A 25,785-nucleotide genomic window follows, 5' to 3' on the forward strand; every position below is an offset into this window, starting at 1 on the left:
AAAGTAACCTAAAAGAGAGTATCGCTCATCATACACGGGATAGGCGTTCGTCACACTCAGCTAAACGCCATGGAAACCCGCGGGAGATTGTTAGGGAGGACAGAATGAAAAAAACACTACTCGCGACCTGCGCTTTGTGTGCTGGAGCGACGGCAGGATACGCAGGCGGACTGGACCGCAGTGGTCAGGGCATAAACCTGATCTTCGAAGAAGGATCAGTGGTTCAGTTTCGGTTGGGATACACCAACCCCAGCGTAACGGGCACCATGCCGGCTTTGGCTGGACCAAACATTGGGCAACCGGTCGATTCCGGTGAGGTCGCGAACGACTTTTTCACACCGCATCTGGGCTACAAAACGTCACTGACCGAAAAACTCGATTTCGCGATCATGTACGACCAGCCCTTTGGTGCCGATATCCAGTACGCAGCAGCCTTTCCGCTATCGATCAACCCGACTAATCCGTCAGACCCCCGCGTCTTGCAGGCAACCGCTGACACAGACGCGATTACAGCTTTGCTGAGGTACAAATTCGACGGTGGCTTCAGCGCGATTGGTGGTGTTCGCGCACAGCGTGTTACGGCTAATATTACCGTACCGCTTGCTGCCGGGTATAACGTTGATACCGATGCGGACGTTGCATTTGGGTACGTTGTTGGTGTGGCTTGGGAAAAACCTGAGATCGCTGCCAGAGTTGCGCTTACCTATAACTCGAAGATTTCACACGATCTTTCTCAGACAGAATCCAGTGCTTTGACTGGGGGTTTGCCCGTTAACTCTTCGAGTGAAATTGAAACACCCCAGTCGATCAATCTTGACTTTCAAACAGGTGTAGCACCAAAGACGCTTCTGTTCGGTTCAATCCGCTGGGTTGACTGGCCACAGCTCGTCTACAACCCGCCAAACTACCCACCCACCAGCAACCTTGTTGACTACGCTGATTCTACCTTCACGTATTCGTTGGGCATGGGGTATCAGTTCTCGGAAGAGTTCAGTGGCGCTGTGACGTTGGGCTACGAGACTTCCCAGGGCACTCCTGTATCAAACCTCGGCCCGACCGACGGGTTCTGGAGCATTGGTCTGGGCGGAACGTACTCGCTGGAGAATGCGAAGATTTCCGGCGGTGTTCGTTACACCGACATCGGTGATGCGACATCTAATGGCGCTGGCCCGAATGCACGCGGAACGTTCACTGGCAACAGCGCCTGGAGCGTAGGCTTCCAGATTACATACGCGCTGAACTAATCCAAAGATGATTATCCTCAAGGCTCCGCTGTTTCAGCGGAGCCTTTTTTTATGCGTAGGTTTCGGGTCGCGGTTCCGTCTGCTGAATGCGAGTGTACGGCCATGAACACGCAAAAACACCTTTCTCAGCGCGCCTGGGCCGAACTCATTCTTCTGGCTGTCATCTGGGGCGCATCCTTTGTGGCCATTCGGATCGCCCTGGATTCCATTCCCGTTATGACATCGGTTTTGCACCGCACGTTCTGGGCGATGCTGGTGCTTTGGCTGGTAGCTTGGGCCAAGGGACTTTCCCTGCCCCGCTCACCCCGCATCTGGGGTGCATTCCTGATCATGGGGTTGCTGAACAATGTCATCCCATTCAGCTTGATGGCATGGGGTCAGCTTTACATCGACTCTGGCCTGACCGCTATTCTGAACGCGACCACGGCCATCTTTGGTGTTCTCGTTGCGGCGCTGTTTTTCAAAGATGAGCGTTTGACACAAGCCCGGGTGATCGGCGTTTTTCTAGGTTTTCTCGGTGTCTCAATCATCATCGGAATTCAGACCTTCACGTCTTTCAGCTTGCAAAACACAGCCCAGCTTGCCGTGTTGGCCGGAACGCTCTCGTATGCTTTTGCCGCGGCTTGGGCGCGGTATCATCTGTCTGACCTTCACCCCGTCGTCGCGGCCGCTGGAATGCTGACCGGCTCGACCCTACTAATCCTGCCCCTGACGCTCATGACGGACGGGGTGCCAACGCTTGCTCTGCCCGCGGTCACCTGGGCTGCGATTGGGTATTACGCCATTGTGGCAACAGCGGGGGCATACCTTTTGTATTATCGAGTCCTGGCGATGGCGGGCAGCGGCAACCTGATGCTGGTGACGCTTGTTATCCCTCCTGTCGCCATCGTGCTTGGCGCGATTCTGCGAAACGAAGCGCTGCCGTCGAATGCCTATTTCGGCTTTGTTATCCTTGCCATGGGTCTTCTGGTATTGAACCGAGCTGGCCGCCGCGATTGACGCCGTGCGCTGCCCGATTTAGCAAAGGCAAAAAGGGACAGCACAAGATGATCTATAACACAGCCAAAGACTGGCGCACGGCACGCCGCAAGAAGGTGCTGTTCTTTGGCATGTCCGGTCTGGGCAAGACCTATGTCTCGAACATTCTTCGCGGCTCAGGGAACTGGTTTCACTACTCGATCGACTATCGCATCGGCACCCGGTACATGGGCGAATACATTACCGACAACGCAAAGGCCGAGGCGATGAAAGTCCCGTTCTTGCGTGACCTGCTACTGTCGGATTCCATTTACATCGGCTCCAATATCTCGTTCGCAAACCTGACTCCGGTCGCGGCCTATCTGGGCAAACCGGGCAACCCTGCCCTCGGCGGATTGGAAATGCCGGAATACCGACGCAGGCAGGAACAGTTTCGACTGGCCGAAATACACGCTCTGCTGGATACCGAGTATTTCATCGACCGCGCCGAGCGTCTGTACAAATACCCCCATTTCATCTGCGACACCGGTGGATCGATCTGCGAGTGGGTGGACCCCGAGGATCCGAACGACCGGGTACTGTCCGAGCTTTCGCAACACACCCTGATGATCTGGCTGAAGGGGGATGAGGAACACACGGCAGAGCTTGTACGTCGTTTTGACAAAGCCCCTAAGCCCATGTCCTATCAGGCCGAATTCCTGACCAGAGCCTGGACAGACTATCTGGAACAACACGGATGTTCGGAAACCGATGTGAATCCCGATGATTTCGTCCGTTGGACCTATGCGCAGGCCTTGGCGCACCGTCAGCCGCGCTACGAAGCCATGGCGAATAACTGGGGCGTGACGATTGCAGCCAATGACATCGGCAAAATCCGCGACGCCGCCGATTTCGATGAGTTGATCGAACACACCCTTGAGACCAGGCACAAAAACGCCTAACTACCAGTTTTCACTAATCCCTTAGAAGCCTGACATATGCCCATCAAAATCCCTTCAGATCTGCCTGCTTTTGACGTCCTGACCAAAGAGGGCGTCATGGTCATGGACGAAGATCAGGCAATGCGTCAGGACATCCGCCCACTGCGCATCGGCTTGCTGAACCTGATGCCCAAGAAAATCCAGACCGAAAACCAGTTCGCGCGTCTGATCGGGGCAACTCCATTGCAGATCGATCTGTCTTTGATCCGCATGACTGAACACCGGACCAAAACCACTGCCGCCGAGCATATGTCCGAGTTCTATCGTCCCTTTCAAGAGATCAAAGATCAGAAGTTCGACGGTCTGATCATTACCGGCGCCCCGATCGAACATCTGGAATTTTGTGATGTCACCTATTGGGATGAAATCAGCGAGATCTTCGACTGGACTCAAACCAACGTGCATTCCACCTTTGGTGTGTGTTGGGGCGGGATGGCGATGATCAACCATTTTCACGGTGTCAAAAAGCACATGCTGGACGCAAAAGCCTTTGGGTGTTTCCGGCATCGCAACCTGGATCTGGCGTCTCCGTTCTTGCGCGGTTTCTCGGATGACTGCGTCATTCCGGTCAGCCGATGGACGGAAATGAAACAGGATGAAATCGATCGCGCACCCGGGCTGAGAACCCTGTTGGGCAGCGACGATGTCGGCCCCTGTCTGGTCGAAGATCCCGGCCATCGCGCGTTGTATATCTTTAATCACTTTGAATATGACAGTGACACGCTGAAACAGGAATATGATCGGGACGTCAGCAACGGCACGCCTATCAACGTACCTATCAACTACTATCCCGACGATGATCCATCCAACACGCCGCAGAACCGGTGGCGCAGTCATGCACATCTGCTGTACGGCAACTGGATCAACGAAATCTATCAATCCACGCCTTTCAACATGACAAAAATTGGCCACTAAAGTCCTGATATCCCTTGGCCTGGCCGTTCTGGGCCTTGTCATACTGACAACCTGGCGCAGCGCCCGGAACGAAGCGCTGGCCGAGGCGGCTTACCCCCCCGAAGGTCAGATTCTGGATGTAGGCGGCCTCGCCGTGCACGCCGTGGTCATGGGAGACGGTCCTGATGTCGTTCTGATCCATGGTTCCAGCGGGAACACGCGCGATATGACCTTTGCGCTGGCCCCTATTCTGGCCAAGTCATACCGCGTGATCGTTTTTGACCGACCGGGGTTGGGATATTCCGAAAGCTTCAATCCGAATGGTGAAACCCTCATTGAACAGGCGGATATCCTGCAACAGGCGGCGGCTCAGCTTGGGGCGGAAAAGCCCATCGTGGCCGGGCAGAGCTATGGCGGATCTGTCTCGCTGGCATGGGCCGTGACCCGACCCGAGAATATCTCGGCTCTGGTTCTGATAGCTCCGGCCGCTATCCCGTGGGAAACGCCTTTGGATGGGTTCAACCGGCTTGCGTCAACCACGTCGGGCTATGCGCTGGCCTTGCCCCTGATCAGCTCTTTCGTGCCCGAATGGTACGTAACACAGGCGTTGGACAAGGTGTTTGCACCGCAATCGGCGCCGGAAGGCTATGCCGAACACTTTGGGCCAGGGCTGACGATCCGGCGTGGCTCGATGCATGCAAATGCCAAGCAACGAGCCAACCTGCTGGACGAAGTTACCCGCCTGCAACCCAGATATGGCGAGATTTCCGTACCGACCGAAATCATTCACGGAACGGCCGACGATACCGTTGGTCTAGAATGGCATTCTGAACGTCTGATCGAACAAATCCCCGGGGCCGAGTTGATCGAGTTACCGGGTGTCGGTCATATGCCACAGGTGGTCGCAGCACCCGAAGTTGCCGCCGCGATAGATCGCGCGGCGCAGCGAGCGGGTTTGCGTTAACCCAAGCTCTAATCCATAGTCAGATATGGATTTTATCGCGAGGTGACATATGGCCCGGTCAGGAAAAGGCTCCATCGAGAAGTATTTTCGGAAAGACGCGCCCAAATCTGTACGGGAAGAGATTCAAAACGCGAAAAAGGGCGATATTCTGAACCCGACCTACCCGTATTCTGAAAAAATGAAGTCCAAGGATTATGATGAGCAGATGGACCTGCTCCAGATTGAATTGGTCAAAATGCAATCCTGGGTCAAGGAAACCGATCAACGGGTAGCCATCATTTTCGAAGGCCGCGATGCCGCGGGCAAAGGTGGCACCATCAAGCGGTTTCGTGAAAACCTGAACCCCCGCGGCGCGCGCAACGTTGCGCTGGCCAAACCATCAGACGCCGAACGCAGCCAATGGTATTTCCAGCGCTACATCCTGCATCTGCCCGCCGCCGGAGAGATCGTGTTCTTTGATCGCAGTTGGTACAATCGAGGCGTCGTCGAGAATGTCTTTGGCTTCTGTTCACAGGAGCAGCGTGAACGGTTCTTCCGACAGGTCCTGCCGCTTGAAACCGGTCTGGTGAATGACGGCATCCATTTTTTCAAATTCTGGCTTAATGTCGGGCGTGCAGAACAACTGAACCGTTTTCTGGCGCGCGAAAACGACCCTTTGAAGCAATGGAAGCTCAGCGCGATCGACGTGGCAGGGCTGAACAAATGGGACGAATACACGCAGTCGATCTCGGAAACCCTGACCCGATCGCATTCTGATGCCTGCCCGTGGACAATTGTCCGTTCTGACGACAAAAAACGCGCGCGCCTTGCGGCCATCCGAACGGTTCTGCATGCCTTGGACTATGAAGAGAAGGACAAGAAGAGTATCGGCGAGGTTGATGCCCGTATCTGCGGTGGCCCGGACGTGTGGGAGGCATAAATTGTCGCTCTGCCCTGCCCTGTCGATGCCTTCACGATCATGTATTGGACGACAATGCATCGGTGGTCTATGTCCTTGTCTTCCAATACCCAATCAATGCAACTGAGGCTGGGATGACGAAACGCGGTTATCACCACGGAAACCTGAAGCAAGCCCTGATCGAGGCAGCCTTGTCCCTGATCGAAGACAAGGGCCCGACCGGTTTCACGCTGTCCGAGGCCGCAAAAACTGCCGGTGTCACGCCTGCCGCCGTCTATCGTCATTTTCAAGGGCGCGAGGACCTGATTGCCGAAGCCGCACGGCAGGGGTTTGAGATGTTCGCAGACCTGATGCAATACGCCTACGACGAAGGACAGCCTTCAGCCCTTGCGGCTTTTGAAGCAACGGGGCGTGCTTATCTGGCCTTTGCACGCAAGAACCCCGGGCATTACATTGCCATGTTCGAAAGTGGAATATCCCTGAACCGCACGCCTGAATTGTCCCTGGCAGCAAATCGGGCGAAGTCTGTTCTTGAGCAAGCGGCCGCTGACCTGTCCCAGCATATTCCACCGGAAAAGCGCCCGCCTGCCTCGATGTTCAGCGCGCATATCTGGGCGATGAGCCACGGGGTCGTCGAGCTGTATGCCCGAAATACCGGCGCAACTTCGCCTTTCCCCCCCGAGGACTTGTTGGAAAGCGGTATCGGTATTTATCTGCGCGGTTTGGGTCTGATCCCTCAGGACGAATGACGCCAGTCAGAATGAACGACTGCTCTGCGGCATACTCAAACCTGATGTCACATTGATCAGATCCATCTCACCCATCCCCTTGATATCAACGCACCCCAGATCCGAGACCTGAAACTCGTCGATCAGGGCATATTTCATCTCTTCCGGGGCCACGATATTCATGGGGTTGGCAAAGACCTGCAACCGGGATGCGATGTTCACGGCAGGGCCAAACACGTCATAGACATATTTCTGAATGCCCACGACCGATCCTACAGCCGCACCCATACCCAATCCGATCCGGGCCTGCCACTTATGGGGATGGCTTTCGTTGCGGCGCTCGAGATAGCGCAGAAACCTTACCGCGCAATGCGCCACTGCGGTCGCATGATCCGGTGTGGGATCGGGCATGCCTGACACGGCCAGATAGGCATCGCCAATCGTCTTGATTCGCTCACACCCGAATTGTTCGACGATCCGGTCAAATGCCGTGAAGATGTCGTTCAACTCACTCAAGGTCACTGTCGGGTCGGTCTTGGCCGCGAAATCCGTGAACCCGACAAAATCCAGCATCACCACCGAAACCTGCTGATACAGCTGCGGTGTGACAACGCCAAACGTCTTGAACTCTTCATACACCGCTCGCGGCATCAGGTTCAGCAACAGGCGTTCCACCCTCTCCTTTTCGCGCTCAAGCTCTCGGGTATTTCGCTCGACCATGGTGGAATAGCTGTCAATCATGCTTTCCAACTCCCGAATGCGGGTGATGTTCTGACATTCAACAATCAGCACCTGTTCGGACAACCCGCTGGCCAGCGAGACTGTGACCGCAAAAATCAGTGTCCTTCGCTTTGGTTTGATCTGCAATTCGACCGAGTACCGAAGGCCAGATTGCTTCACATCCTCCAGTTCCTTCGGGTCGAGATCAGAAAGAACGTCGCTTAGGGTACTGCCATTGTCAGGTGTACCGAACCATTCCCTGAAGGGCCCGTTGTGAAACACGAACTGCAGGTCGGATGCACGTACTACGGCGACGCCCACTCCGATCGCGCGCAGCAATTGTTCGTTTATAGCAAGAATGCTCATGCCGCATTCCGGGCGACGATGATCGAACGCTTTCCTTCGATCGCCTTCAGCGCAGTTTTGACGTCGCCGTCCGACATACCATGCTGACTCAGCGCGTCGCCAAAGAGCTCGGCCATGACGTCGAATTCATTGTGCGATATGTTCAAATGCCGATGAACCACTTCGATCCTGTCATCACTGAAAGATGCCGGCCCGCCAATCAAGGACGAAACGAACTTGGTTTGATGGTCGATCAAACGCGGCATATCAATGTCTTCGAAATGGTGGCCGATCTCATCCGAGTCCAACGCCATTTCATAGAAAGTCATCACGACTCGGCTGATCGTTTTGAAGCCGCCATATTTTTCATAAAGTGTCTGTGCCACACGTATACCCGCGCGTTACCAATCAATAACCCCACAACTCTATATCAAATCGATTTTTTTGTTAACGCTTATGATTTTCTAACAGGGAACGATCAAAAACCGTTTTGTTGTACTGGAAAAACCACCAAAGCTTCGCTGGTGCCGAACCTGTTCCACCACAAACGTACCGTTTCTGGCCTGACCTCGATCCGACGTTCAAGCGGCATTAGCTATTTTTCGAATGTGAAAACGGGAAAGAAATGAATTGCACACCACCAACGGGAATATCTCTTGGCTAATCCTGAAGTGCTCCAATGGGCTGGTCTGGGTGAACTTTGGACGCAAGCCAGCCCAGCCCTCCGGAAGACATTTACGCCTGATAAGCCCCCGGAACCTGTCGCTCAAAGAGAATTGTGTTCCAATACAGCGTGTCCTCATGTTCACTTGCAACAAATAAGGCACAACCATCGAAAGGACCGAAAGTGCAGGAACATGGATATGCGTCTGGGCGCCTAAATCTACCTTTCGTCGGAATATCGACCTTCGGAAAATCTCCCTACATCGAAAACTGGGACAGAATTGATGCCGATGTTTGCGTCCTCGGCGCGCCCTTCGACTTTGGCACACAGTGGCGCCCGGGTGCTCGGTTTGGTCCCCGGGCCGTTCGAGAGGCATCGACCCTTTTCAGTTTCGGCCATGCTGGCGCCTATGATCATGAGGATGACGCGACCTATCTGGACAGCTCGGTTCGGATCGTCGACCTGGGGGACGCGGATATTGTCCACACCAAGACCGAGACCAGCCACAAGAACATAGCCTTTGGTGTGCGAAAGATTCTAGAGGCCGGAGCCCTTCCGCTGGTGATTGGCGGTGATCACTCGGTCAACATCCCCTGCATTTCTGCATTCGAAAGCAACTGCGCTGAAAACGGCCCAATACATGTCGTTCAAATCGATGCGCATTTGGACTTTGTCGATGAACGTCATGGCGTTACCAACGGGCACGGAAACCCCATGCGCCGCGCGATCGAGAAGGACTATGTTTCAGGGATGACCCAGTTGGGTATTCGGAACGTTTCGTCCACGTCCAAGGAAGGGTATGACGACGCGCGTGCGCGCGGATCGGATATCCTGTCGGTACGGCAGGTTCGCAGAATGGGAACAGAGGCTGTTCTTGACCGCATACCCGCGGGAAAACGGTACTATGTGACTATTGATATCGACGCATTTTGTCCATCGATCGCACCAGGGACCGGAACTCCAAGCCACGGAGGGTTTCTGTACTATGACGTTCTGGAGATCCTTAAGGGGCTCGCGAAAAGAGGTGACGTGGTCGGCATCGATCTTGTCGAAGTGGCCCCTGCCTACGATCCCACTGAAAGCACTCAGATACTGGCAGCGCAGCTTTTGCTGAATTTTCTGGGCTTCATATTTCACGAACGCGCTCTACACACGTAAAATAGCGGGTGGAGCCGAGGCTCCACCCCAAAGCATCAGGCGCCGATAATGTTGTGACCCGGCCCGTAGGGGAATCCGGTGATGTTTTCGGCTCCGTCTTCACCCACTACCAGAATATCATGCTCTCTGTAGCCGCCCGCACCGGGCTGGCCTTCAGGGATCCACAGCATCGGCTCGATCGAGACCACCATGCCGGGTTCCAGCACGGTGTCGATGTCTTCGCGGAGCTCCAGACCGGCTTCGCGACCATAGTAATGGCTAAGAACACCAAACGAGTGGCCATAGCCGAAGGACCGGTATTGCAGCAGGCCTTCGTCGGCAAAGAACCGGTTGATCTCGGCGGTGATACCGGAACAGGTGGCACCGGGTTTGATCAGGCTGAGGCCAAGTTCATGCGCGGCCACATTGGCCTTCCACAGCCGCAGGCTGTCGGCATCCGGCTCGCCCAGAAACAGGGTCCGTTCCAAGGCGGTATAATAGCCCGAGATCATCGGAAAGGTGTTCAGTGACAGGATATCGCCTTTTTGCAACGCGCGTTTGGTGACCGGGTTATGCGCGCCGTCGGTGTTCAAACCCGATTGGAACCAAACCCAGGTGTCGCGATATTCGGCATCAGGATAGGCACGCGCGATTTCCACTTCCATCGCGTCTCGGCCGGCCATTGCAACCTCGATCTCGGTTGCGCCTTCGCGGATTGCGGCATGGATCGCAGCACCACCCACGTCGGCAGTACGGGCACCGCCCTTGATCAATTCGATTTCTTCAGCGGATTTGATCATCCGCGCAGCCATGGTGTCCGTCGCGATGTCAACCAATTCAGGCTCGCCAAGCATGCTCAGCGCTGCGTCGCGCGCCGCCAGCGTCATGTGGTCGCCTTCGATACCGATCCGTTTTGCATTGCCGATCAGGCTCGCAACTGCACGCCAGTAGTTGTCGCGCTTCCAGTCGGTATAAATCACGTTGTCTTCAACCGACCGGCGCCAGGGTTGTCCGGCATCAATATTGGCGGACACGGTGGTGCAGCTGTCCTGGGTCACAACGCAGCCATAGGGGCGCCCGAACGCACAGTACAGAAAGCCTGAGTAATAGGCGATATTCTGCATCGACGTCAGTAGCACCACTGGGATGTCCCGCCTGGCCATGATCGCGCGAAGCTTGCCAAGACGGCGGTCATACTCGGCTTTGCTGAACTGCAACGGGGCCTTGTCACCATTGTGGCAGGTGAAGAACTCGGGGCGGTTTGAAATGTCAGTCATCTCTGGTCTCTCATCTTTGCCGGGCATGCAATTCCCGGCCACTTGTCCCGGCGTTCAGGACAGGCGGTCTCGGGGTCCGAGAGCCGATCACCTCCGTAGTCGCCGCGACGCCATCGCAGCGGAGATGAACAGGTGAATCGTTAGATCAGACGGTTTGCTGCGTCAAGCGGGCGAAAGACCCCGCAAACGTTCAGACCGACGCCGCAACAGTTCGACCGTAGTCAGCAGTGCAATAGACAGAACCACAAGGATTGTCGCAACCGCAAGAATGGTTGGACTGATCTGTTCCCGCAGGCCGGTGAACATCTGCCACGGCAACGTCTTTTGGCTGGCGGAGCCTACAAACAGCACCACAACCACTTCGTCGAATGATGTGATAAAGGCAAAGAGACCGCCAGATATGACGCCCGGCAGGATCAACGGCATCTGAATCTTGAAGAATGTTCGCACGGGTCCTGCACCCATATTGGCTGCCGCCCGGGTCAGAGATCGATCAAAACCGACCAGAGTCGCGGTCACGGTGATGATCACAAACGGAATACCCAGAACGGCGTGGGCCAGAATAACTTTCAGATAGCCCACGAAGTTCTTGTTCATGCCCAACGTACCTTCGAGGAAGCGCCCGATATCACTGTAGAAAAAGAACATGCCCGTCGCCGAGATGATCAGCGGGACAATCATCGGAGATATCAGAATTCCCATAATCGCACGGCGCCCGGGAACGTGAGACTGGCTGAGTCCAATGGCAGCCAATGTTCCCAACGTTACCGAAATAACCGTCGCGATCGGCGCAATAATGAGCGAATTCTTGAAGCTGCGCTGCCATTCGTTGTTGGTGAAGAAGTCTCGGTAGTGCTTAAGGGAATAGCCTTCCGGGTCCAGCCGCAGCATCTCGGGGGTGAATGTAAAGAAATCCTCTGCGTTGAAAGACAGCGGCAACACCACAAGGATCGGTGTGATCAGGAACACGAAGATCGCACCACAGATCACGCGAAACAGATAGTGATAAAAAACCTGTTGTGCCGTGAGGTATGGCAGCAACTTGCGCCGATACCGCCCCTCGTACAGCCAGAAGATAAACCAAGCGAAAAACCAGCCGCCGAGCAATCCCAATACTCCGCCCATCAGCCCGGCCACTATGAAACCAACGACACCGAACCCGATGATGTTGATCCAGCGTGCGAGGTTTTCGTTCTTCACGAGATTTATGTAGACCCAAGCCAGCCCCGCGATCAGGACAGCTCCACCCAGGATACCCAGAAGGACCGAACCATTTCCGGCCCCGACAAAAATACCGGCAAAAGCCCCTGCGAGTGCGACACTGGGCAAAACCATGGACATGGGTTTGCGGGATATCGGTGTCAGTGCGGCCATCTTGATTATCCCAACTTCACGTTATCGATGCCCACGATCTTGTCGTAGACCCAGTAGAGCAGCAGCACGACCGCCAGAAGGATCGTACCCAAGGCCGCAGCCAGCCCCCAGTTCAGTGAGGACGAGATGTGATAGGCGATCCGGTTCGAAATAAAGACACCCTTGGTGCCGCCCACGATCTCGGGCGTGATGTAGTAACCGATTGCCAGAATGAACACGAGGATCGAACCGGCCCCGATCCCGGGCACGGATTGCGGGAAGTAGATACGCCAGAATGTCGTCCAGTTCGTCGCTCCCATGGATTTGGCAGCGCGCGTATAAGACGGCGGTATGGTCTGCATCACCGAATACATCGGCAAGATCATGAACGGTAAAAGGATATGCGTCATCGCGATGATGGTGCCGATCTGGTTGTTGATGATAATCAGCCGAGCGTCATCAGCGACCAGCCCCAGCCAAACGAGGGTATCGTTAATAACCCCCTGTTGTTGCAACATGACCTTCCACGCGGACGTTCGCACCAGAAGAGACGTCCAGAAGGGCAAAAGGACCAGTATCATCAACAGGTTCGACACCCGCATCGGAAGTGTCGCCAATAGGTAACTGACAGGGTATGCGAGCAGGATACAAGCGCCCGTTATCGCGAGCGACATGAACAGAGTACGTCCGAAAAGCTTGATGAGGATCCGCTTGTCTTCGGGTTGGGCCTGAGCGCCTTCCGGGGTTCTGCGCATATCGACGGCATTCAGGAAGTAGCCATTGGTGACCGCCGGTGAATGGGTCTTGATCACGCGCCAGGTTTGCGGATCTCCCCAGCCTTCATGGATCTCGATCAATTTCTCCTTGAAAGGCGCATCCGCTTCAGGATCCAGTTTTTTGATCTGACGCCCGGATTTGCGGAACAGCGAAGACATACCTGTTTCTTCGTAGTTCAGACGCGAACCAAGGCGAGTGTGTTCTTTGTTTTCGACCGCAACGACCATATCGCGAACGAAAGCATCGTAAACCGCTTCATCCGGAAGCTCGCCGCTTTGAGCATCCCAACCCTTCAGAGTTTCCACAGTAAGTGGAAGGGTTTCCGACACCATGCTGTTTTCCACCGAACGAAACAGCATCGACGCAATCGGCACGATGAAGGAAAACATGACGAACAGCAGAAGCGGAGCGACGAGCATCAACGCCCGCAATTTCTGCCGCCGCAGTGAACGTGCCAGCGATTGCTTGAGCGGCGTTCCGTCCGCTGCCAGCATCGGCCCTGCATTTTGGCTTGCGTCAGTCATCTGTGCCCCTTGGCTCTGCTTGAGTCTGAGGGCGGCGCGCCGCCCCCGACTTTTTCATGAAAACGCGCACTTATTGCGCCAACCAGGCTTGGAACTTGGCTTCGATATCGTCGCGGTAATCCGCCCAGAACTCGTAGTTGTACAGGAACGTGTTCTTGGCGTTTTCCGGATCGGTCGGCATGTGCGGCGCCATATCGATACCCAGGTCGGCGTGCTGACCCACCAGCGGCGCTGACGATGCCCGGGCCGGACCGTACGAGATGTACTTGGCCTGATCCGCCAAACGCTGGGTGTCAGTTGCGAACATGATATAGTCCAGAGCGCGCTGCTGACGCTCTTCGCTCAGACCAGCAGGGATGATCCAACCGTCTAGGTCAAAGATCTGCGCGTCCCACAGCATGGCAACGGGCTGCTTCTGCTCTTCGATCACGCTGAACAGACGACCGTTATAGGTTGAACCCATGACGATCTCGCCATCAGCCAGAAGTTGCGGTGTATCCGCACCAGCGGACCACCAGACAACGCTGTCTTTGATCGTGTCGAGCTTTGCCAGCGCCTGATCCTGACCTTCCGGAGTGGCCAGAACGTCATAGACATCGTCTTTGGCGACGCCATCACAGATCAGAGCCCATTCCATGTTGTTGATCGCACGCTTTTCAAGCGAACGCTTGCCTGGATAGGCTTCCAGGTCAAATACGGCGCAGACATCGCTGGGCGGAGTGTCTCCGACAAGATCGGTGCGGTAACCAAAAGTGGTTGAATACACGATCTGCGGAATAAAGCAGTCGCTGACCAAAAGGTCGCCGAAATCCTCGGAGGCAGACGTGCCATCCGGCGCCGGCGCAAGCTGAGTGTCAAAGTCGATTTCAAGCGCAAGACCTTCGTCACAAAGACGAATTGCGTCGGCAGCCACAACATCAACCACATCCCAGGTGATGTTGCCGGCTTCGTTCATCGCGCGCAGTTTCGCAACTGCTTCGGCCGAGCTGTCATCATTCAGAATGGTGACACCTGTCTTTTCCGAATAGGGCTCGTGGTACGCCTTTAGCTGTGATTTGGAATAGGCGCCGCCCCAAGAAACGATCGTCATTTCTTCTGCGAATGCACCGCCAGCAACTGCCCCAAGTGCCGCTGCTGTTAACAATGTTTTGGTTGTCTTCATGAATTACTCCCAGTTCTTCCCGTTTATGTGTGTGGTCGGCTGATGCACGGGTTTTCACCAACCGGTCCCTCAGTGAGGTCGCGCTTGTTCCGCGCGACTTGGCCTATGCGTCGAGCGCACGACAATCCTGAGCCAGCCAGCCGATCTCGATCTCCTGCCCCGGGGACAGGCGGATCGCGTCTGGCGCGTTCCGGGTCTTGACGATGAACTCATCATTTCCGGCAACGGACATGCGGAAACGGAACACGTCACCCATGTAAATGAATTCTTTGACGGTTGCCTTCAGCGTATGTGCATCGGCGTGCAGGCGAAACTTGTTGAATTCTACCCGCTCGGGCCGGATCGATACTTTTGTCCGTTCGCCGGGTTCGCGAACATTGATCGGAACAGCGTCAATTTCAGAGCCATCATCCAGCTGGACGAGGCATGTATCGCCATCAATCGTCTTAATGACGCCTTCCATTGTGTTGTTTTCCCCGATGAACTGCGCAACGAAGCTGTTTTCCGGTTCTTCATAGAGCTGATCAGGCGGCGCAAGCTGCTGAATGCGGCCATCGTCAAATACGGCAACACGATCCGACATGGTCAATGCTTCGGTTTGGTCGTGGGTAACATAAACCGTGGTGATTCCCAGTTCATGCGCAAGACGTGTGATTTCGAACTGCATATGTTCACGCAGTTGTTTGTCCAAAGCGCCCAGAGGTTCGTCCATCAACACCAGTTCGGGTTCAAAAACCAAAGCGCGCGCCAAGGCAATTCGCTGTTGTTGACCGCCGGACAACTGAGCCGGACGTCGGCCGCCAAACGCACCCATCTGAACCATGTCCAAAGCACGTTGAACCTTTTCCTCCCGTTCAGACTTGCCCAGTTTGCGGACCTCCAAAGGGAACGAAAGGTTTTCGGCCACCGTCATGTGTGGGAACAGGGCATAGTTCTGAAAAACCATACCAATTCCGCGCTTATGCGGCGGAATATTGTTGATGGGTTTCCCGTCAAGGAGGATTTCGCCATGGGTCGCGGTTTCGAACCCGGCGAGCATCATAAGACATGTTGTCTTACCGGAACCCGACGGCCCAAGCATTGTAAGGAACTCACCCCTGGGCATCGCAAGATTTAGATCTTTAACGACGAGATTCTCGCCATCATAAGACTTCTGAACGCGTTGGAATTCGACAAACGCGGCGTCGTTCGTTGTACCGGTCACAAGACCCCCTGTTTCGTCAAATGATTATCCGACGGCTTCGGATTTCATTGATCTGTAGGCAGCAGTTAAGACCAAGCAGCCAGCATTTGGCAACTCTATTTGGCGGACTTTCTGCATTTTGAGTTCGACCTTTACACTCATTGAAAGCCGATCAAGTCTCTCATGTGCCATGCAAGGCTTTGATTACTCGAAAGAACAGGCTTTCCGATTCGCTCACGAATCTCAGGGATTGCTTCAAGGGTTCGCAGGTTGGTACAGCTGAGGAAAACGGCCTCAACCGACGGATCAGATCCCAGTTTTGTCGCGGCTTCAATCACGGACTGCACCGATATCCGAGCGACCTTTGCCTCTTCGGCCTGTCCGAATGTCCCGAAAACATCCATGGTTAAGCCGTTTTCCGAGAACGCGTTACGCAGCGGTGCGTTGACCTCTTCCACGTAAGGCGACAGCAGCGCAAACTTCGAAACACCAAGGTCCGCAGCGCAGGCCGTGGCCGCACGCAAAGGGTTTGTAACTTCCTCTGTTTTGCACGACTGCTTGATGAGTTCCTCCACACGCCCTGATCCAATGACGGAACTGGCCGACGTGCAGCCATAACCTACCACCCGAAAAGGTCGCGCGCTGGGCAATAATTCGGCCGCTGCCGGCAACGCCTTTTCCATCTCGGCAAGGCTTTCCGTTGTCACTTCAATGCCACTGGGAATCCGTGTTACATACAACGGGCTTTTCCGGTCCGTGAAATACGTGCTGAATTCCGGCTCAATCGTCTCGTCGACCTGAAGTACGATCAATCCAAGTGGCGCGGCTTGCGGGTCGTCTTCGTCAAGCGTGTAAGGCACGTAAGTCATAGCTCAAGAATCTCCGGCCCGATGCGCGGGCTGATAAAGCGCGGGGCATCGTCTGTTAGGACAATGTTTTCTTCGTGAACCAGGATCTTGTCACCAACAGCAATACCCGGCTCCAGGGTCAGCACCATACCGGGTTCAAGAACGGTCTGGTCCGTCGGGATGAGGGACGGCCATTCAGTCAATGACATGCCTAACCCATGCCCCAGCCGACCGGCATCTGTGCCTTCAGAATCCTTGGTCAGCACCGTGTTCATTGCATGAAACAACTCTGCGGCGGTTGCGCCGGGCCGGGCGATTTCGAATGCAGCATCTGACGCTTCTATCAGCCTGGTGTAAGCAGATTTCACGTCGGAATTTGCTGGGCCGACAGACCAGTTGCGGTCGAAATCGCTGAAATAACCATCCCAGACCAAGCCGGTGTCAAGCATCAGTACATCGCCATCCTTCAAGGGGGACGAAGACGCAGGCGAAATCACATCAGAATAACCGCCCTGCTCTGCCCCACCTGCGAGATATGGCACCCAGTCGGCGCCCTCTTCCAAACACAGTATCTGGAAACCGCGAAAAACCTCGTCCAACGGCGCACCTGCCCGTGCAATCTCGGGAACGCGCGCGAACGCGCGACCAGCTATGGCGCATGCAGTTTCGATCTTGGTGATTTCTGCATCGGATTTGACCATGCGAAGTTGGCGCAAAATACCCTGATCTCCGGTGATGCAACGCGAACCGAGACTGTTTCGCAGGCATTCAATGTCCGACAGGGGCATACGCGCGTGCGTCTCGTGCCCATCCGGCATTCCGATACGGCCTTTGGGGGGCGTCAGTTCCGTCAGGGCATCTGTCAAAAGCGAAACGCCGTCATCCTGAAGGTCGGGTGAGCTCCACGTTCGGATGTCGTCGATCCAGGTTTGCCCCATCAATGAGGCGCCGATCGAGGGGATAACTGCGACCGGTTTGCCAGCCGTAGGCAGGATCAGGAACCAAGGGCGGGTCGGGCTTTCCCAGAATCTGGTCAGGTACCCGGTAAAGTAGCGCACATCGGTTTCCGTGGTCAGCAGCAGCGCCGACAGGCCCGCGGCACTCATCATCACCTGTGCGCGTTCAGTACGCGCGGCAAATTCTGTTGGATCGAACCCTCTCATCCGGCGGCCTCAGAGGTGGTGCGCCGCATGCAGGCTGAACCGATGAATCGACGCAGCCTGAATGGCCCAGTCTTTCGGCCCGTTCGGTGTGGATTGATATCGGTTTTCATGCACCCCCCGGAATTTTCATTCGTTGACGTGAGCGGATCGGTAGGGTTCTGTCAACCACAGTCTTTTGTTGACCGGAGGCGCCAATGACCAACTCTGATCCAGCCTTCAGCCAGGCGGAATATGATCGCCGTCTTGCCAAGACCCGAAAGGCGATGGCCGCAAAGGGAATTGACTGCCTTTTTGTCGAAGACCCATCGAACATCGGGTGGCTCACCGGGTATGAGGGATGGTCTTTTTACGTTCACCAGGGTGCCCTGGTTTTTCTTGACGCGGACCCAATCTGGTGGGGGCGTCGGCAGGATACAAACGGTGCGCTGCGTACGGTGTGGATGGGGGACGATCGGGTTTTCGGATACGCCGATCACTTCGTGCAGTCGACCACACGGCATCCAATGCAGGATCTGGCCAAGCTTATTGCTGACTGCGGACACGGCCAGAGCCGAATTGGGGTGGAGCTGGATAATTATTATTACTCGGCCAAAGCCCATATTACACTGACAACTGAACTGCCCGGGGCGACGCTGATAGATGCAACGGCTTTGGTCAACTGGCAACGGGTTGTAAAATCCGGCGAAGAAATCGCCCTGATGCGCAAGGCGGCCCGAATTTCAGAGTTTGTGACTGACGGCGTGCTTGAACGCGTTGAACCCGGCCTGCGCAAGAACGAACTGGTCGCGCAGATTTACCATGACGCGATAACGGGCGTCGAAGATGACTGGGGGGATTACGCGGCCATTGTACCACTGTTGCCGTCAGGGTCAGACGCCGCCGCGCCACATCTGACCTGGAATGGTGATGTGTTCAAATCGGGCGAATGCACCTTTTTTGAGTTGTCCGGCTGCTATCGCCGATATCATGCTCCGTTCTGTCGGTCGGTGTTTCTGGGACGGCCGCCTGATCATCTTAGAAGGGCCGAGGCGGCTTTGGTTGAAGGGTTGGAGGCGGGTCTGGAGGCTGCGCGGCCCGGCAATCGCGCAAAAGATATCGCCAAAGCGCTGGCCGCACCGCTGGAACGTGCGGGGATAGAACGCGGTGCTCGCTGTGGCTATCCTGTAGGCCTCAGCTATCCTCCGGACTGGGGCGAGCGCACGATCTCGTTGCGGGACGAAGACAATACGATCCTCGAAGCCGGGATGACATTTCACTTTATGCCCGGGCTATGGATGGATGATTGGGGGCTTGCGATCACCGAGACCATCCTGATCGATGAAAAAGGACCGGCAGAGTGTCTGTGCAAACGACCTCGCAAAATATTCGTCAAGCCCTGATAGGCGCACGAACGATTGTAGGCCCGCGCCGGATCAAACCCGTATCTGTTCAAGCAACCAGTCACGAAACAATGCGGCCGCCGGAATGCTGGCGTCGGCGGAAAGATAATACCCTTCGTTGCATTCGACAGTGCTGTCATGTGCGCTTTCGACAAGACCGGTTGCCATCGCATGTTTCGCCAAAAATTCGCTGATCAGGGCAACCCCGCTGCCATGAACCGCCAAATGAAGCGCCATGCCGAACGTGTCGACGAAAACAGCAGGCTGCCGTCGCACGTCCTGCTTGTCGAACCACGTCTTCCATCCACTGGACGTGCCGACTGCTTCTATCAGGGGAAGGTCGAACGGATCCCCTGCAAGCGTCGGCGCCTTTAGAGCGACAAGCCTGTCAGGCCTCAGGCGCTCGGCCCCCCTGCCCACTTGTTTTTCTGACCCAAACCTGACCTGAACGTCAGCTTGCGACGCGTGAAAATCGTCAGGCCAAATTGCACTGAGCAGCCGCACACTGATCTCTGGATTGCGTGTGGTGAAGTCCGCGAGATTTGGGGCGATGACCCATTGCGCGACACTAACAGAGGTGGCGACCGTCAAGACATTTCCTGGTGCGCTTGCGTCGGCCCTTCCAGCGGCAGCGGCAAGTGCCTCAAGCGCACTGCCGACCTCGGGCAACAGTTTTCGCCCGGCATCCGTCAGGGCCAGACTGCGAGGATGTCTTACAAAAAGTGCTGTCCCCAGACGCATCTCAAGGGACTTTACCTGCTGACTGACGGCCGATTGGGTCAGGCCTATTTCCTCGGCAGCCGCGGTAAAACTCAGGGTCCGGGCTGCTGCCTCGAAGGATCGGAACCAGGTCAAGGGTGGAAGTGACTTTCCCATTGATCAAGTTAGCCATTAATCTTTCTAATGCGAAAGCACATAATTCAATCATTTGTCAAAAACCACACCCGTTTCTACCTTTCTCCAGCGCGACAGGAGAGGTGTGATGAAGCCAGAAATACGCAAGATTGTAACCTACGATGAGGAAGTTCTTGTCGAGGGATTTCGCCCTGCGGAAATCCCGTGGCGCATGTTTGCAGTGGCCGCAGTGATTACAAATCCCTGGGCTGGTCGATATGTCGAAGACCTTAAACCCGAAATACACGCATATGGCCCCATACTCGGAAAGATGATGACGGACCGCATGATTACGTTGGCCGGCAGTGGTGACGCAATCGAAGCCTATGGCAAGGCAGCCGTCGTCGGACTGAATGGCGAGGTCGAGCACGCCTCGGGCATTATTCATACCCTTCGGTTCGGCAACCACTACCGGCAGGCGGTCAGCGCGAAGTCCTATCTGGCTTTTACAAACACGCGTGGCCCTGCGAATGCGCCGATCATGGTGCCATTGATGGACAAAAACGATGCCGGGCGGCGTTCTCACTACCTGACGATTCAATTCTCGATCCCAGACGCACCACGCGACGACGAAATTGTCGTCGTACTGGGGGCCGCAACCTCGGGCAGACCGCATCACCGCATCGGCGACCGTTATCAGGATCTCAAGGATTTGGGCCATGACGTGGACAACCCGGCCGCGGTCTGAAATCGGCGGGCTGGCCGCAATCCAAACTGGCACAGGTCCGGAAATCCTGTTGCTCCACGGGGTTGGCCTGCGGGCCGAAGCCTGGGGCGCGCAGTTAGACGAGTTGGCCTCTGAAGCTCGCCTAACAGCGCCGGACATGCCCGGTCACGGAGAAAGCCCGTTGAGTTTTTTCGACACGGAGCTGTCGGAATACAGTGAAGCAGCACGGAATGTGCTGGGCAGTCTGAACGGTCCGGTCCTAGTTGTCGGCCACTCGATGGGTGCAATGATCGCGCTGGACCTTGCCGCCAAGGCACCAGATCGGATTTGCGGCGTCGTGGCAATGAATGCCGTTTTTGAACGCGGCGCAAAGGCAGCGCAGGCGGTTCAGGAACGTGCTGCGGGACTGGATGGTGAAACACCGGTTGACCCAAACTGCACGCTGCGCCGGTGGTTCGGTGACATCTGTTCGCCTGAGCGTGATGCCTGCCGCGAATGGCTGATGTCCATGGATCCGCCTGCTTACAAGCTAGCCTATACGGTTTTTGCACAAAGCCAAAATCCGCGGCGCAACGCGTTGGAGAAACTTGGCTGCCCCGCACTTTTCCTGACCGGAAGTCTGGAGCCGAACTCCACTCCCAACATGTCGCGTAAAATGGCTGAAGTCACCCCGAACGGACGCGCGCTGATCATCGATGGGGCGGCCCATATGATGCCGATGACACATACAATTCAGGTCAACGCCGCCGTTTCAAGCTTTCAAAGCGAGGTGCTATCATGACCAAACTCGACCCCTGCGACCTTCGGCGGGCATTTGGCAGATTCATGACCGGCGTGACGGTAGTTACCACGCGCAACGCCTCTGGCATGGCCGTAGGCTTCACGGCAAATTCCTTCACTTCGGTTTCTCTCGACCCGCCACTGTTGATCGTTTGCCCAGGCAAGAACTTGTCTTCATACAGCGAATTCTCGGCCTGCACCCATTTCACGGTGAGTGTTCTGGCCGAGGGGCAAGAAGATGTGTCCAACACCTTCGCTGGCTTCAAAGGTGATCGGTTCGCCAAAATCGACCATAGCCTCGACGCGCGAGAGATCCCGTTGATCAACGGCGCAGTCGCGACATTTTCCTGCCAGACCCATCGGGTGATCGAGGCAGGTGACCATTGCGTTTTGATCGGTCAGGTCGAAGCCTATTCCCACGACGACCGCCCGGCGCTGGGCTACGCGAACGGGCGGTACTTTAGCCTTGGTCTGGAACGCGGCGCGCTTGAACCGACGGGGCGCCGGATCGTCTGCGGCGCAATCATCGAACACGAAGGCCGCGTGCTGCTTGAAAAAACGGATGCCGGTTTCAGGCCGCCGCAGGTCATATTGTCCGACCGGCGACAGTTGCGGGACAGCCTCCGACAGGATCTGAAGGATCGTGGCATCGACGCAAATCTCGGCGTCGTCTACTCGGTCTATGACGATGCCACAGCGCATCATGTCTACATATTGGGCAATGCGCCGGACCTTCCCAAACACGGCAAGCTTGAGGCCGTCGCGATTGAAGATTTGGCGGCCCTTTCCTACACGACGACGCCAATCACCACCATGATTTCTCGTTTTGCGCTGGAAAGCCGAACCCGCGACTTCTCACTTTATCTGGGCAGCGCGCAGCAGGGTGACGTGCACAGCTTTTCTGAAAGGACCTGATGGATGGAGTTTTCCCTTTTTGCACACATGGAGCGGCTGAGCCCCGATCAACCTCATGAGAAGCTGTATGAAGAGTTCATCGCGCTGTGTAAAATGGCCGATGAGGCAGGAATGCGTGCTGTCTGGACCGGTGAGCACCACGGAATGGACTTTACGATCGCACCGAACCCTTTGATGTCCCTTGTAGATATCGCACATCACACCAAGAACGTGCGGCTTGGCACGGGTACAGTGGTTGCGCCGTTCTGGCATCCGATCAAACTGGCCGGCGAAACGGCTGCGGCGGACCTGATGACGGGCGGCCGTATCGAGTTGGGCATCGCCCGCGGCGCCTATTCGTATGAATATGAACGGATGGTGCCGGGGATGGATGCATGGGACGCTGGCCAGCGCATGCGGGAAATCGCGCCGCTTTTGCCCCGGCTGTGGGATGGTGACTGTGCCCATGAAGGAGAGTACTTCAAATTCCCGGCTACCACCTCGGCCCCCAAGCCGGTGCAACCCGGCGGGCCGCCCATCTGGATCGCGGCGCGGGATCCGAACAGTCATGAATTCGGTGTGCAGAACGGCTTTAATATTCAGGTCACACCGCTCTGGCAAGGCATGCATGAGATTGAAACGCTGATGGGCCGCTTTGAGGATGCCTGCGCAAACTATGACGGGCCGCGCCCCAAGATCATGCTTCTGCACCACACCTATGTTGGCAGTGACGATGCTGATCTGGATCGGGCCGCTCAGGAATTCTCTTGCTTCTACAACTACTTCGGGGCCTGGTTTCAAAACAAGCGGCCAGTCCAGCAGGGCTTGATCCAGAAGCTGACGGACGAAGAGATGGCGGCCAACACGATGATGGCTCCGGAAAACCTGGCGCGCGATCTGACTATCGGAACCGCAGATGAAGTCACGGAACGTCTAAAACGCTATGAAGACCTCGGCTACGATGAGTATTCGTTCTGGATAGACAGCGGTATGAGTTTCGAACGCAAGCGCGCATCGCTCGCCCGCTTCATCGACGATGTGATGTCCAAGTTTCAGTGAGGATCAAGACGATGCACCAGAAGCCACACTTCCAGCTTTATATCGACGGTTCGTGGACCGAAGGGGCACACGGGCAAGTGATGAGCTCGCAAAACCCTGCGACGGGCAAGGACTGGTCCAGTTTCGCCTGCGCCGCGCCGGAAGACGTGAACCGCGCCGTTTCTGCGGCGCGTCGGTCACTTGATGATCCAACGTGGCGCGACATGACTCAAACCGCGCGCGGCAAACTGTTGTTCAGGCTTGCGGATCTGATCGAGGAAAACGCCAGACACCTGGGCCAGCTTGAGACCACTGACAGCGGTAAGCTGCTTGCCGAAACGGCGAGCCAGACAGCCTATGTCGGTGACTATTATCGATATTATGCGGGGCTCGCGGACAAGATCGAAGGGGCGGTTCTTCCGATCGACAAACCGAACATGCATGTCTTCACCAAACGCGAACCGATTGGTGTGGTGGTCGCTATCGTACCCTGGAACGCACAGATGTTCCTGACCGCAACCAAACTTGGACCCGCGATAGCGGCAGGATGTTCGGTCGTGCTGAAGGCCTCCGAAATTGCGCCCGCTCCGATGCTGGAGTTCGCACGGCTGATCGATGAAGCTGGTTTTCCGCCCGGTGTGGTCTCCGTCATTACCGGGGATGCCGAAAACTGCGCCATCCCGCTTACCCGGCACCCGGACGTGGACCGGATCGCATTCACCGGCGGCCCTGAAACAGCGCGCCATGTAGTGCGCAACTCGGCTGAAAACTTTGCGGTGACCACCTTGGAGCTGGGCGGGAAATCCCCGATCATCGTTTTTGATGATGCCAATCTTGATGGCGCCGCCAATGGCTTGATTGCGGGAAATTTCGGCGCCTCGGGTCAAAGCTGCGTGGCCGGTTCGCGCGGGCTGATTCACCGCCCGGTGCTGGATGCGCTTGTTGACAAGATCGAAGAGAAGATGAAGGGCGTCGTTATCGGTGATCCATTGGAAACGGCCACCAATATTGGCCCGCTCTGCACCGAAGCTCAGTTGGAAAGAATTCAGGCGACTTTGGCGAAAGCCACAGAACAAGGTGCACGCATCCGTTTCGGAGGAAAACCACTGGACCGGCCAGGCAACTACATGGACCCAACACTGGTGGAGTGCATGAGCGCAGAGACAGAGACGCTGAAGGTCGAAATGTTCGGCCCCGTAATGTCGTTGCTGCCATTCGAAACGGAAGAGGAAGCCATCGCTTTGGCCAACGACTCTCAGTTTGGGCTTGGTTCTGGTGTTTTCACTGAAAACGTCGCCCGTGCCCACCGGGTTTCATCCCGTCTGAAATCGGGAATTTGCTGGATCAACACATACCGCGCCGTATCACCGATTGCACCTTTCGGCGGCTATAATCAATCCGGTTACGGCAGAGAGGCAGGAATCGAGGCCATTCACGATTACACGAGGACCAAAACAGTCTGGCTGAATACGTCAGAACAGCCAATGTCGAACCCATTCGTCATGCGCTGACAAGAATTTATTTCCTTGTCCTTTTGATGGCGCAGGTGTTGCGCTTGTCAATCGCACCAAATTCTCTGAGCCCAGCTCATTATGATGCAACGCCTTGTGGTTTCGGGGCTGGTTTCGAAGCACCCGGATGGCGATCTTTAGTCCATTCGAACCGACTATCTTATAATGGGTTCCGAATACGGCATTCGCATTCCCCGCAAAGTCGGAGCGACAGCCCAAAAAAACAAACGGGTTATCTCCGGCCCTTCATGGACGCTATCGAAGTCGGCGATGACCAGGTACGCACAAGGGGACGGCGAGCTCAGATTGAAACGGCTGTAGTTGCTCGACAAGTCGAGCGCTCTGCAGCTCCCTGTTTTGCTCTGAAATAGCGGTGCTGTCAGACAAATTCGAACCAGTCTCGGCTAGCAACTGTATTCCTTATTTGGATTGAGAACCCCAGTATTGACGGGATTTGCACAGAGCATTTGCTTTTGTGACGAGTTTTCGGGCCTCAGCGGTGATAATGATTTTGTACGATTTTCCGGCCGCGCGTTGGTGATCAGCGAAGGCTTTCAGAACCGAGTTGTGATGAGCCGCAACCAGCGCGGCCTGGAACATCACGTACCGTAGCAAGCGTCGTCCGCCGCCAATGGCTCGTTTCCCGCGCAAAGCCCCACTGTCATGGGCGATTGGTGCGAGCCTCATCAATACTGGGGTTCTCAATCCAAATAAGGAATTCAGTTGCTGGCCTTCGCAATTCAGGTTGGCTTTGGGTTCGATAAAAACATGATTCAGATCTTG

Annotated in this window: 25 protein-coding genes; 14 read left to right on the plus strand and 11 right to left on the minus strand. The window is 55.7% G+C overall.

All coding sequences use genetic code 11. The features are described from left to right. The first annotated feature begins 104 nt into the window (after positions 1 to 104). From AC2FJB_RS04665 to AC2FJB_RS04695, 7 genes are all read left to right on the plus strand, one after another. Positions 105 to 1,244, plus strand: coding sequence for an OmpP1/FadL family transporter (locus tag AC2FJB_RS04665; protein ID WP_496717420.1), 1,140 nt, complete (start codon positions 105 to 107; stop codon positions 1,242 to 1,244). A 102-nt stretch (positions 1,245 to 1,346) separates the two neighbouring features. Then, positions 1,347 to 2,243 carry a DMT family transporter gene (locus AC2FJB_RS04670; RefSeq protein WP_496717602.1) on the plus strand — a complete coding sequence of 299 codons (897 nt, stop codon included), beginning with the start codon at positions 1,347 to 1,349 and terminating at the stop codon, positions 2,241 to 2,243. 47 nt (positions 2,244 to 2,290) lie between these two features. Further along, positions 2,291 to 3,163, plus strand: a complete 873-nt coding sequence (locus AC2FJB_RS04675; protein WP_117869127.1) for an ATPase — start codon at positions 2,291 to 2,293, stop codon at positions 3,161 to 3,163. A 36-nt stretch (positions 3,164 to 3,199) separates the two neighbouring features. Further along, positions 3,200 to 4,117: a homoserine O-acetyltransferase MetA gene (metA, locus tag AC2FJB_RS04680; protein WP_117869128.1), complete on the plus strand. Its 918-nt coding sequence runs from the start codon at positions 3,200 to 3,202 to the stop codon at positions 4,115 to 4,117. Beyond that, positions 4,107 to 5,060 (plus strand): alpha/beta fold hydrolase, encoded by a 954-nt coding sequence (locus AC2FJB_RS04685; RefSeq protein WP_496717419.1) that lies wholly within the window; start codon positions 4,107 to 4,109, stop codon positions 5,058 to 5,060. The genes metA and AC2FJB_RS04685 overlap by 11 nt, the downstream gene beginning before the upstream one ends. A gap of 49 nt (positions 5,061 to 5,109) precedes the next feature. After that, complete coding sequence (ppk2, locus tag AC2FJB_RS04690; RefSeq protein ID WP_117869130.1) at positions 5,110 to 5,979, plus strand: polyphosphate kinase 2; 870 nt, start codon at positions 5,110 to 5,112, stop codon at positions 5,977 to 5,979. A 113-nt stretch (positions 5,980 to 6,092) separates the two neighbouring features. Then, positions 6,093 to 6,707 carry a TetR/AcrR family transcriptional regulator gene (locus AC2FJB_RS04695; RefSeq protein WP_117872774.1) on the plus strand — a complete coding sequence of 205 codons (615 nt, stop codon included), beginning with the start codon at positions 6,093 to 6,095 and terminating at the stop codon, positions 6,705 to 6,707. Between the two features lie 6 nt (positions 6,708 to 6,713). On the opposite strand, the gene AC2FJB_RS04700 is transcribed toward AC2FJB_RS04695, so the two are convergent. Continuing rightward, entirely contained in the window at positions 6,714 to 7,772 is a 1,059-nt protein-coding gene (locus tag AC2FJB_RS04700) for an adenylate/guanylate cyclase domain-containing protein (protein WP_117869131.1), read from the minus strand. Then, positions 7,769 to 8,137 carry a group I truncated hemoglobin gene (locus tag AC2FJB_RS04705; RefSeq protein ID WP_117869132.1) on the minus strand — a complete coding sequence of 123 codons (369 nt, stop codon included), beginning with the start codon at positions 8,135 to 8,137 and terminating at the stop codon, positions 7,769 to 7,771. Before AC2FJB_RS04705 ends, AC2FJB_RS04700 begins: the two co-directional genes overlap by 4 nt. A gap of 461 nt (positions 8,138 to 8,598) precedes the next feature. Between AC2FJB_RS04705 and speB the strand changes: the two genes are divergently transcribed. Continuing rightward, positions 8,599 to 9,573, plus strand: a complete 975-nt coding sequence (gene speB, locus AC2FJB_RS04710; RefSeq protein ID WP_496717418.1) for an agmatinase — start codon at positions 8,599 to 8,601, stop codon at positions 9,571 to 9,573. Positions 9,574 to 9,608: 35 nt separating this feature from the next. On the opposite strand, the gene AC2FJB_RS04715 is transcribed toward speB, so the two are convergent. The 7 genes from AC2FJB_RS04715 to AC2FJB_RS04745 form a co-directional block, all read right to left on the minus strand. Then, positions 9,609 to 10,829 (minus strand): aminopeptidase P family protein, encoded by a 1,221-nt coding sequence (locus AC2FJB_RS04715; RefSeq protein ID WP_496717417.1) that lies wholly within the window; start codon positions 10,827 to 10,829, stop codon positions 9,609 to 9,611. Between the two features lie 162 nt (positions 10,830 to 10,991). Continuing rightward, a complete protein-coding gene (locus AC2FJB_RS04720) occupies positions 10,992 to 12,203 on the minus strand; it encodes an ABC transporter permease (RefSeq protein WP_117869135.1) in 1,212 nt (403 codons plus the stop codon). Positions 12,204 to 12,208: 5 nt separating this feature from the next. Continuing rightward, positions 12,209 to 13,483: an ABC transporter permease gene (locus AC2FJB_RS04725; protein WP_299896617.1), complete on the minus strand. Its 1,275-nt coding sequence runs from the start codon at positions 13,481 to 13,483 to the stop codon at positions 12,209 to 12,211. Positions 13,484 to 13,553: 70 nt separating this feature from the next. Next, positions 13,554 to 14,645 carry an extracellular solute-binding protein gene (locus tag AC2FJB_RS04730; RefSeq protein ID WP_299642951.1) on the minus strand — a complete coding sequence of 364 codons (1,092 nt, stop codon included), beginning with the start codon at positions 14,643 to 14,645 and terminating at the stop codon, positions 13,554 to 13,556. Positions 14,646 to 14,748: 103 nt separating this feature from the next. Then, entirely contained in the window at positions 14,749 to 15,849 is a 1,101-nt protein-coding gene (locus tag AC2FJB_RS04735) for an ABC transporter ATP-binding protein (RefSeq protein WP_496717416.1), read from the minus strand. Positions 15,850 to 15,986: 137 nt separating this feature from the next. Further along, on the minus strand, positions 15,987 to 16,697 hold the full coding sequence (locus AC2FJB_RS04740; RefSeq protein ID WP_496717415.1) for a maleate cis-trans isomerase family protein: 711 nt from the start codon (positions 16,695 to 16,697) through the stop codon (positions 15,987 to 15,989). Then, entirely contained in the window at positions 16,694 to 17,839 is a 1,146-nt protein-coding gene (locus tag AC2FJB_RS04745; protein ID WP_496717413.1) for a M24 family metallopeptidase, read from the minus strand. Before AC2FJB_RS04745 ends, AC2FJB_RS04740 begins: the two co-directional genes overlap by 4 nt. Before the next feature lie 194 nt (positions 17,840 to 18,033). On the opposite strand from AC2FJB_RS04745, the gene AC2FJB_RS04750 reads away from it, so the two are divergent. After that, entirely contained in the window at positions 18,034 to 19,218 is a 1,185-nt protein-coding gene (locus tag AC2FJB_RS04750) for a M24 family metallopeptidase (RefSeq protein ID WP_496717412.1), read from the plus strand. A gap of 33 nt (positions 19,219 to 19,251) precedes the next feature. On the opposite strand, the gene AC2FJB_RS04755 is transcribed toward AC2FJB_RS04750, so the two are convergent. After that, positions 19,252 to 20,073, minus strand: coding sequence for a LysR family transcriptional regulator (locus tag AC2FJB_RS04755; protein ID WP_496817880.1), 822 nt, complete (start codon positions 20,071 to 20,073; stop codon positions 19,252 to 19,254). 127 nt (positions 20,074 to 20,200) lie between these two features. Here AC2FJB_RS04755 and AC2FJB_RS04760 point away from each other — a divergent pair, with 127 nt between their 5' ends. From AC2FJB_RS04760 to AC2FJB_RS04780, 5 genes are read left to right on the plus strand one after another with little or no spacing between them, the layout of a single operon-like run. Further along, complete coding sequence (locus tag AC2FJB_RS04760; RefSeq protein ID WP_299896605.1) at positions 20,201 to 20,800, plus strand: amino acid synthesis family protein; 600 nt, start codon at positions 20,201 to 20,203, stop codon at positions 20,798 to 20,800. Then, entirely contained in the window at positions 20,772 to 21,560 is a 789-nt protein-coding gene (locus AC2FJB_RS04765; protein ID WP_496717410.1) for an alpha/beta fold hydrolase, read from the plus strand. The genes AC2FJB_RS04760 and AC2FJB_RS04765 overlap by 29 nt, the downstream gene beginning before the upstream one ends. Further along, a complete protein-coding gene (locus tag AC2FJB_RS04770) occupies positions 21,557 to 22,474 on the plus strand; it encodes a flavin reductase family protein (RefSeq protein ID WP_496717409.1) in 918 nt (305 codons plus the stop codon). The genes AC2FJB_RS04765 and AC2FJB_RS04770 overlap by 4 nt, the downstream gene beginning before the upstream one ends. Positions 22,475 to 22,477: 3 nt before the next feature. Further along, complete coding sequence (locus tag AC2FJB_RS04775) at positions 22,478 to 23,512, plus strand: LLM class flavin-dependent oxidoreductase (protein WP_496717408.1); 1,035 nt, start codon at positions 22,478 to 22,480, stop codon at positions 23,510 to 23,512. Between the two features lie 11 nt (positions 23,513 to 23,523). Then, a complete protein-coding gene (locus tag AC2FJB_RS04780) occupies positions 23,524 to 25,002 on the plus strand; it encodes an aldehyde dehydrogenase (RefSeq protein ID WP_117869147.1) in 1,479 nt (492 codons plus the stop codon). A gap of 420 nt (positions 25,003 to 25,422) precedes the next feature. On the opposite strand, the gene AC2FJB_RS04785 is transcribed toward AC2FJB_RS04780, so the two are convergent. Next, positions 25,423 to 25,689 carry a transposase gene (locus AC2FJB_RS04785; protein WP_496681938.1) on the minus strand — a complete coding sequence of 89 codons (267 nt, stop codon included), beginning with the start codon at positions 25,687 to 25,689 and terminating at the stop codon, positions 25,423 to 25,425. Positions 25,690 to 25,785 lie beyond the last annotated feature (96 nt).

This window comes from Ruegeria sp. CDSC085 (assembly GCF_059610465.1).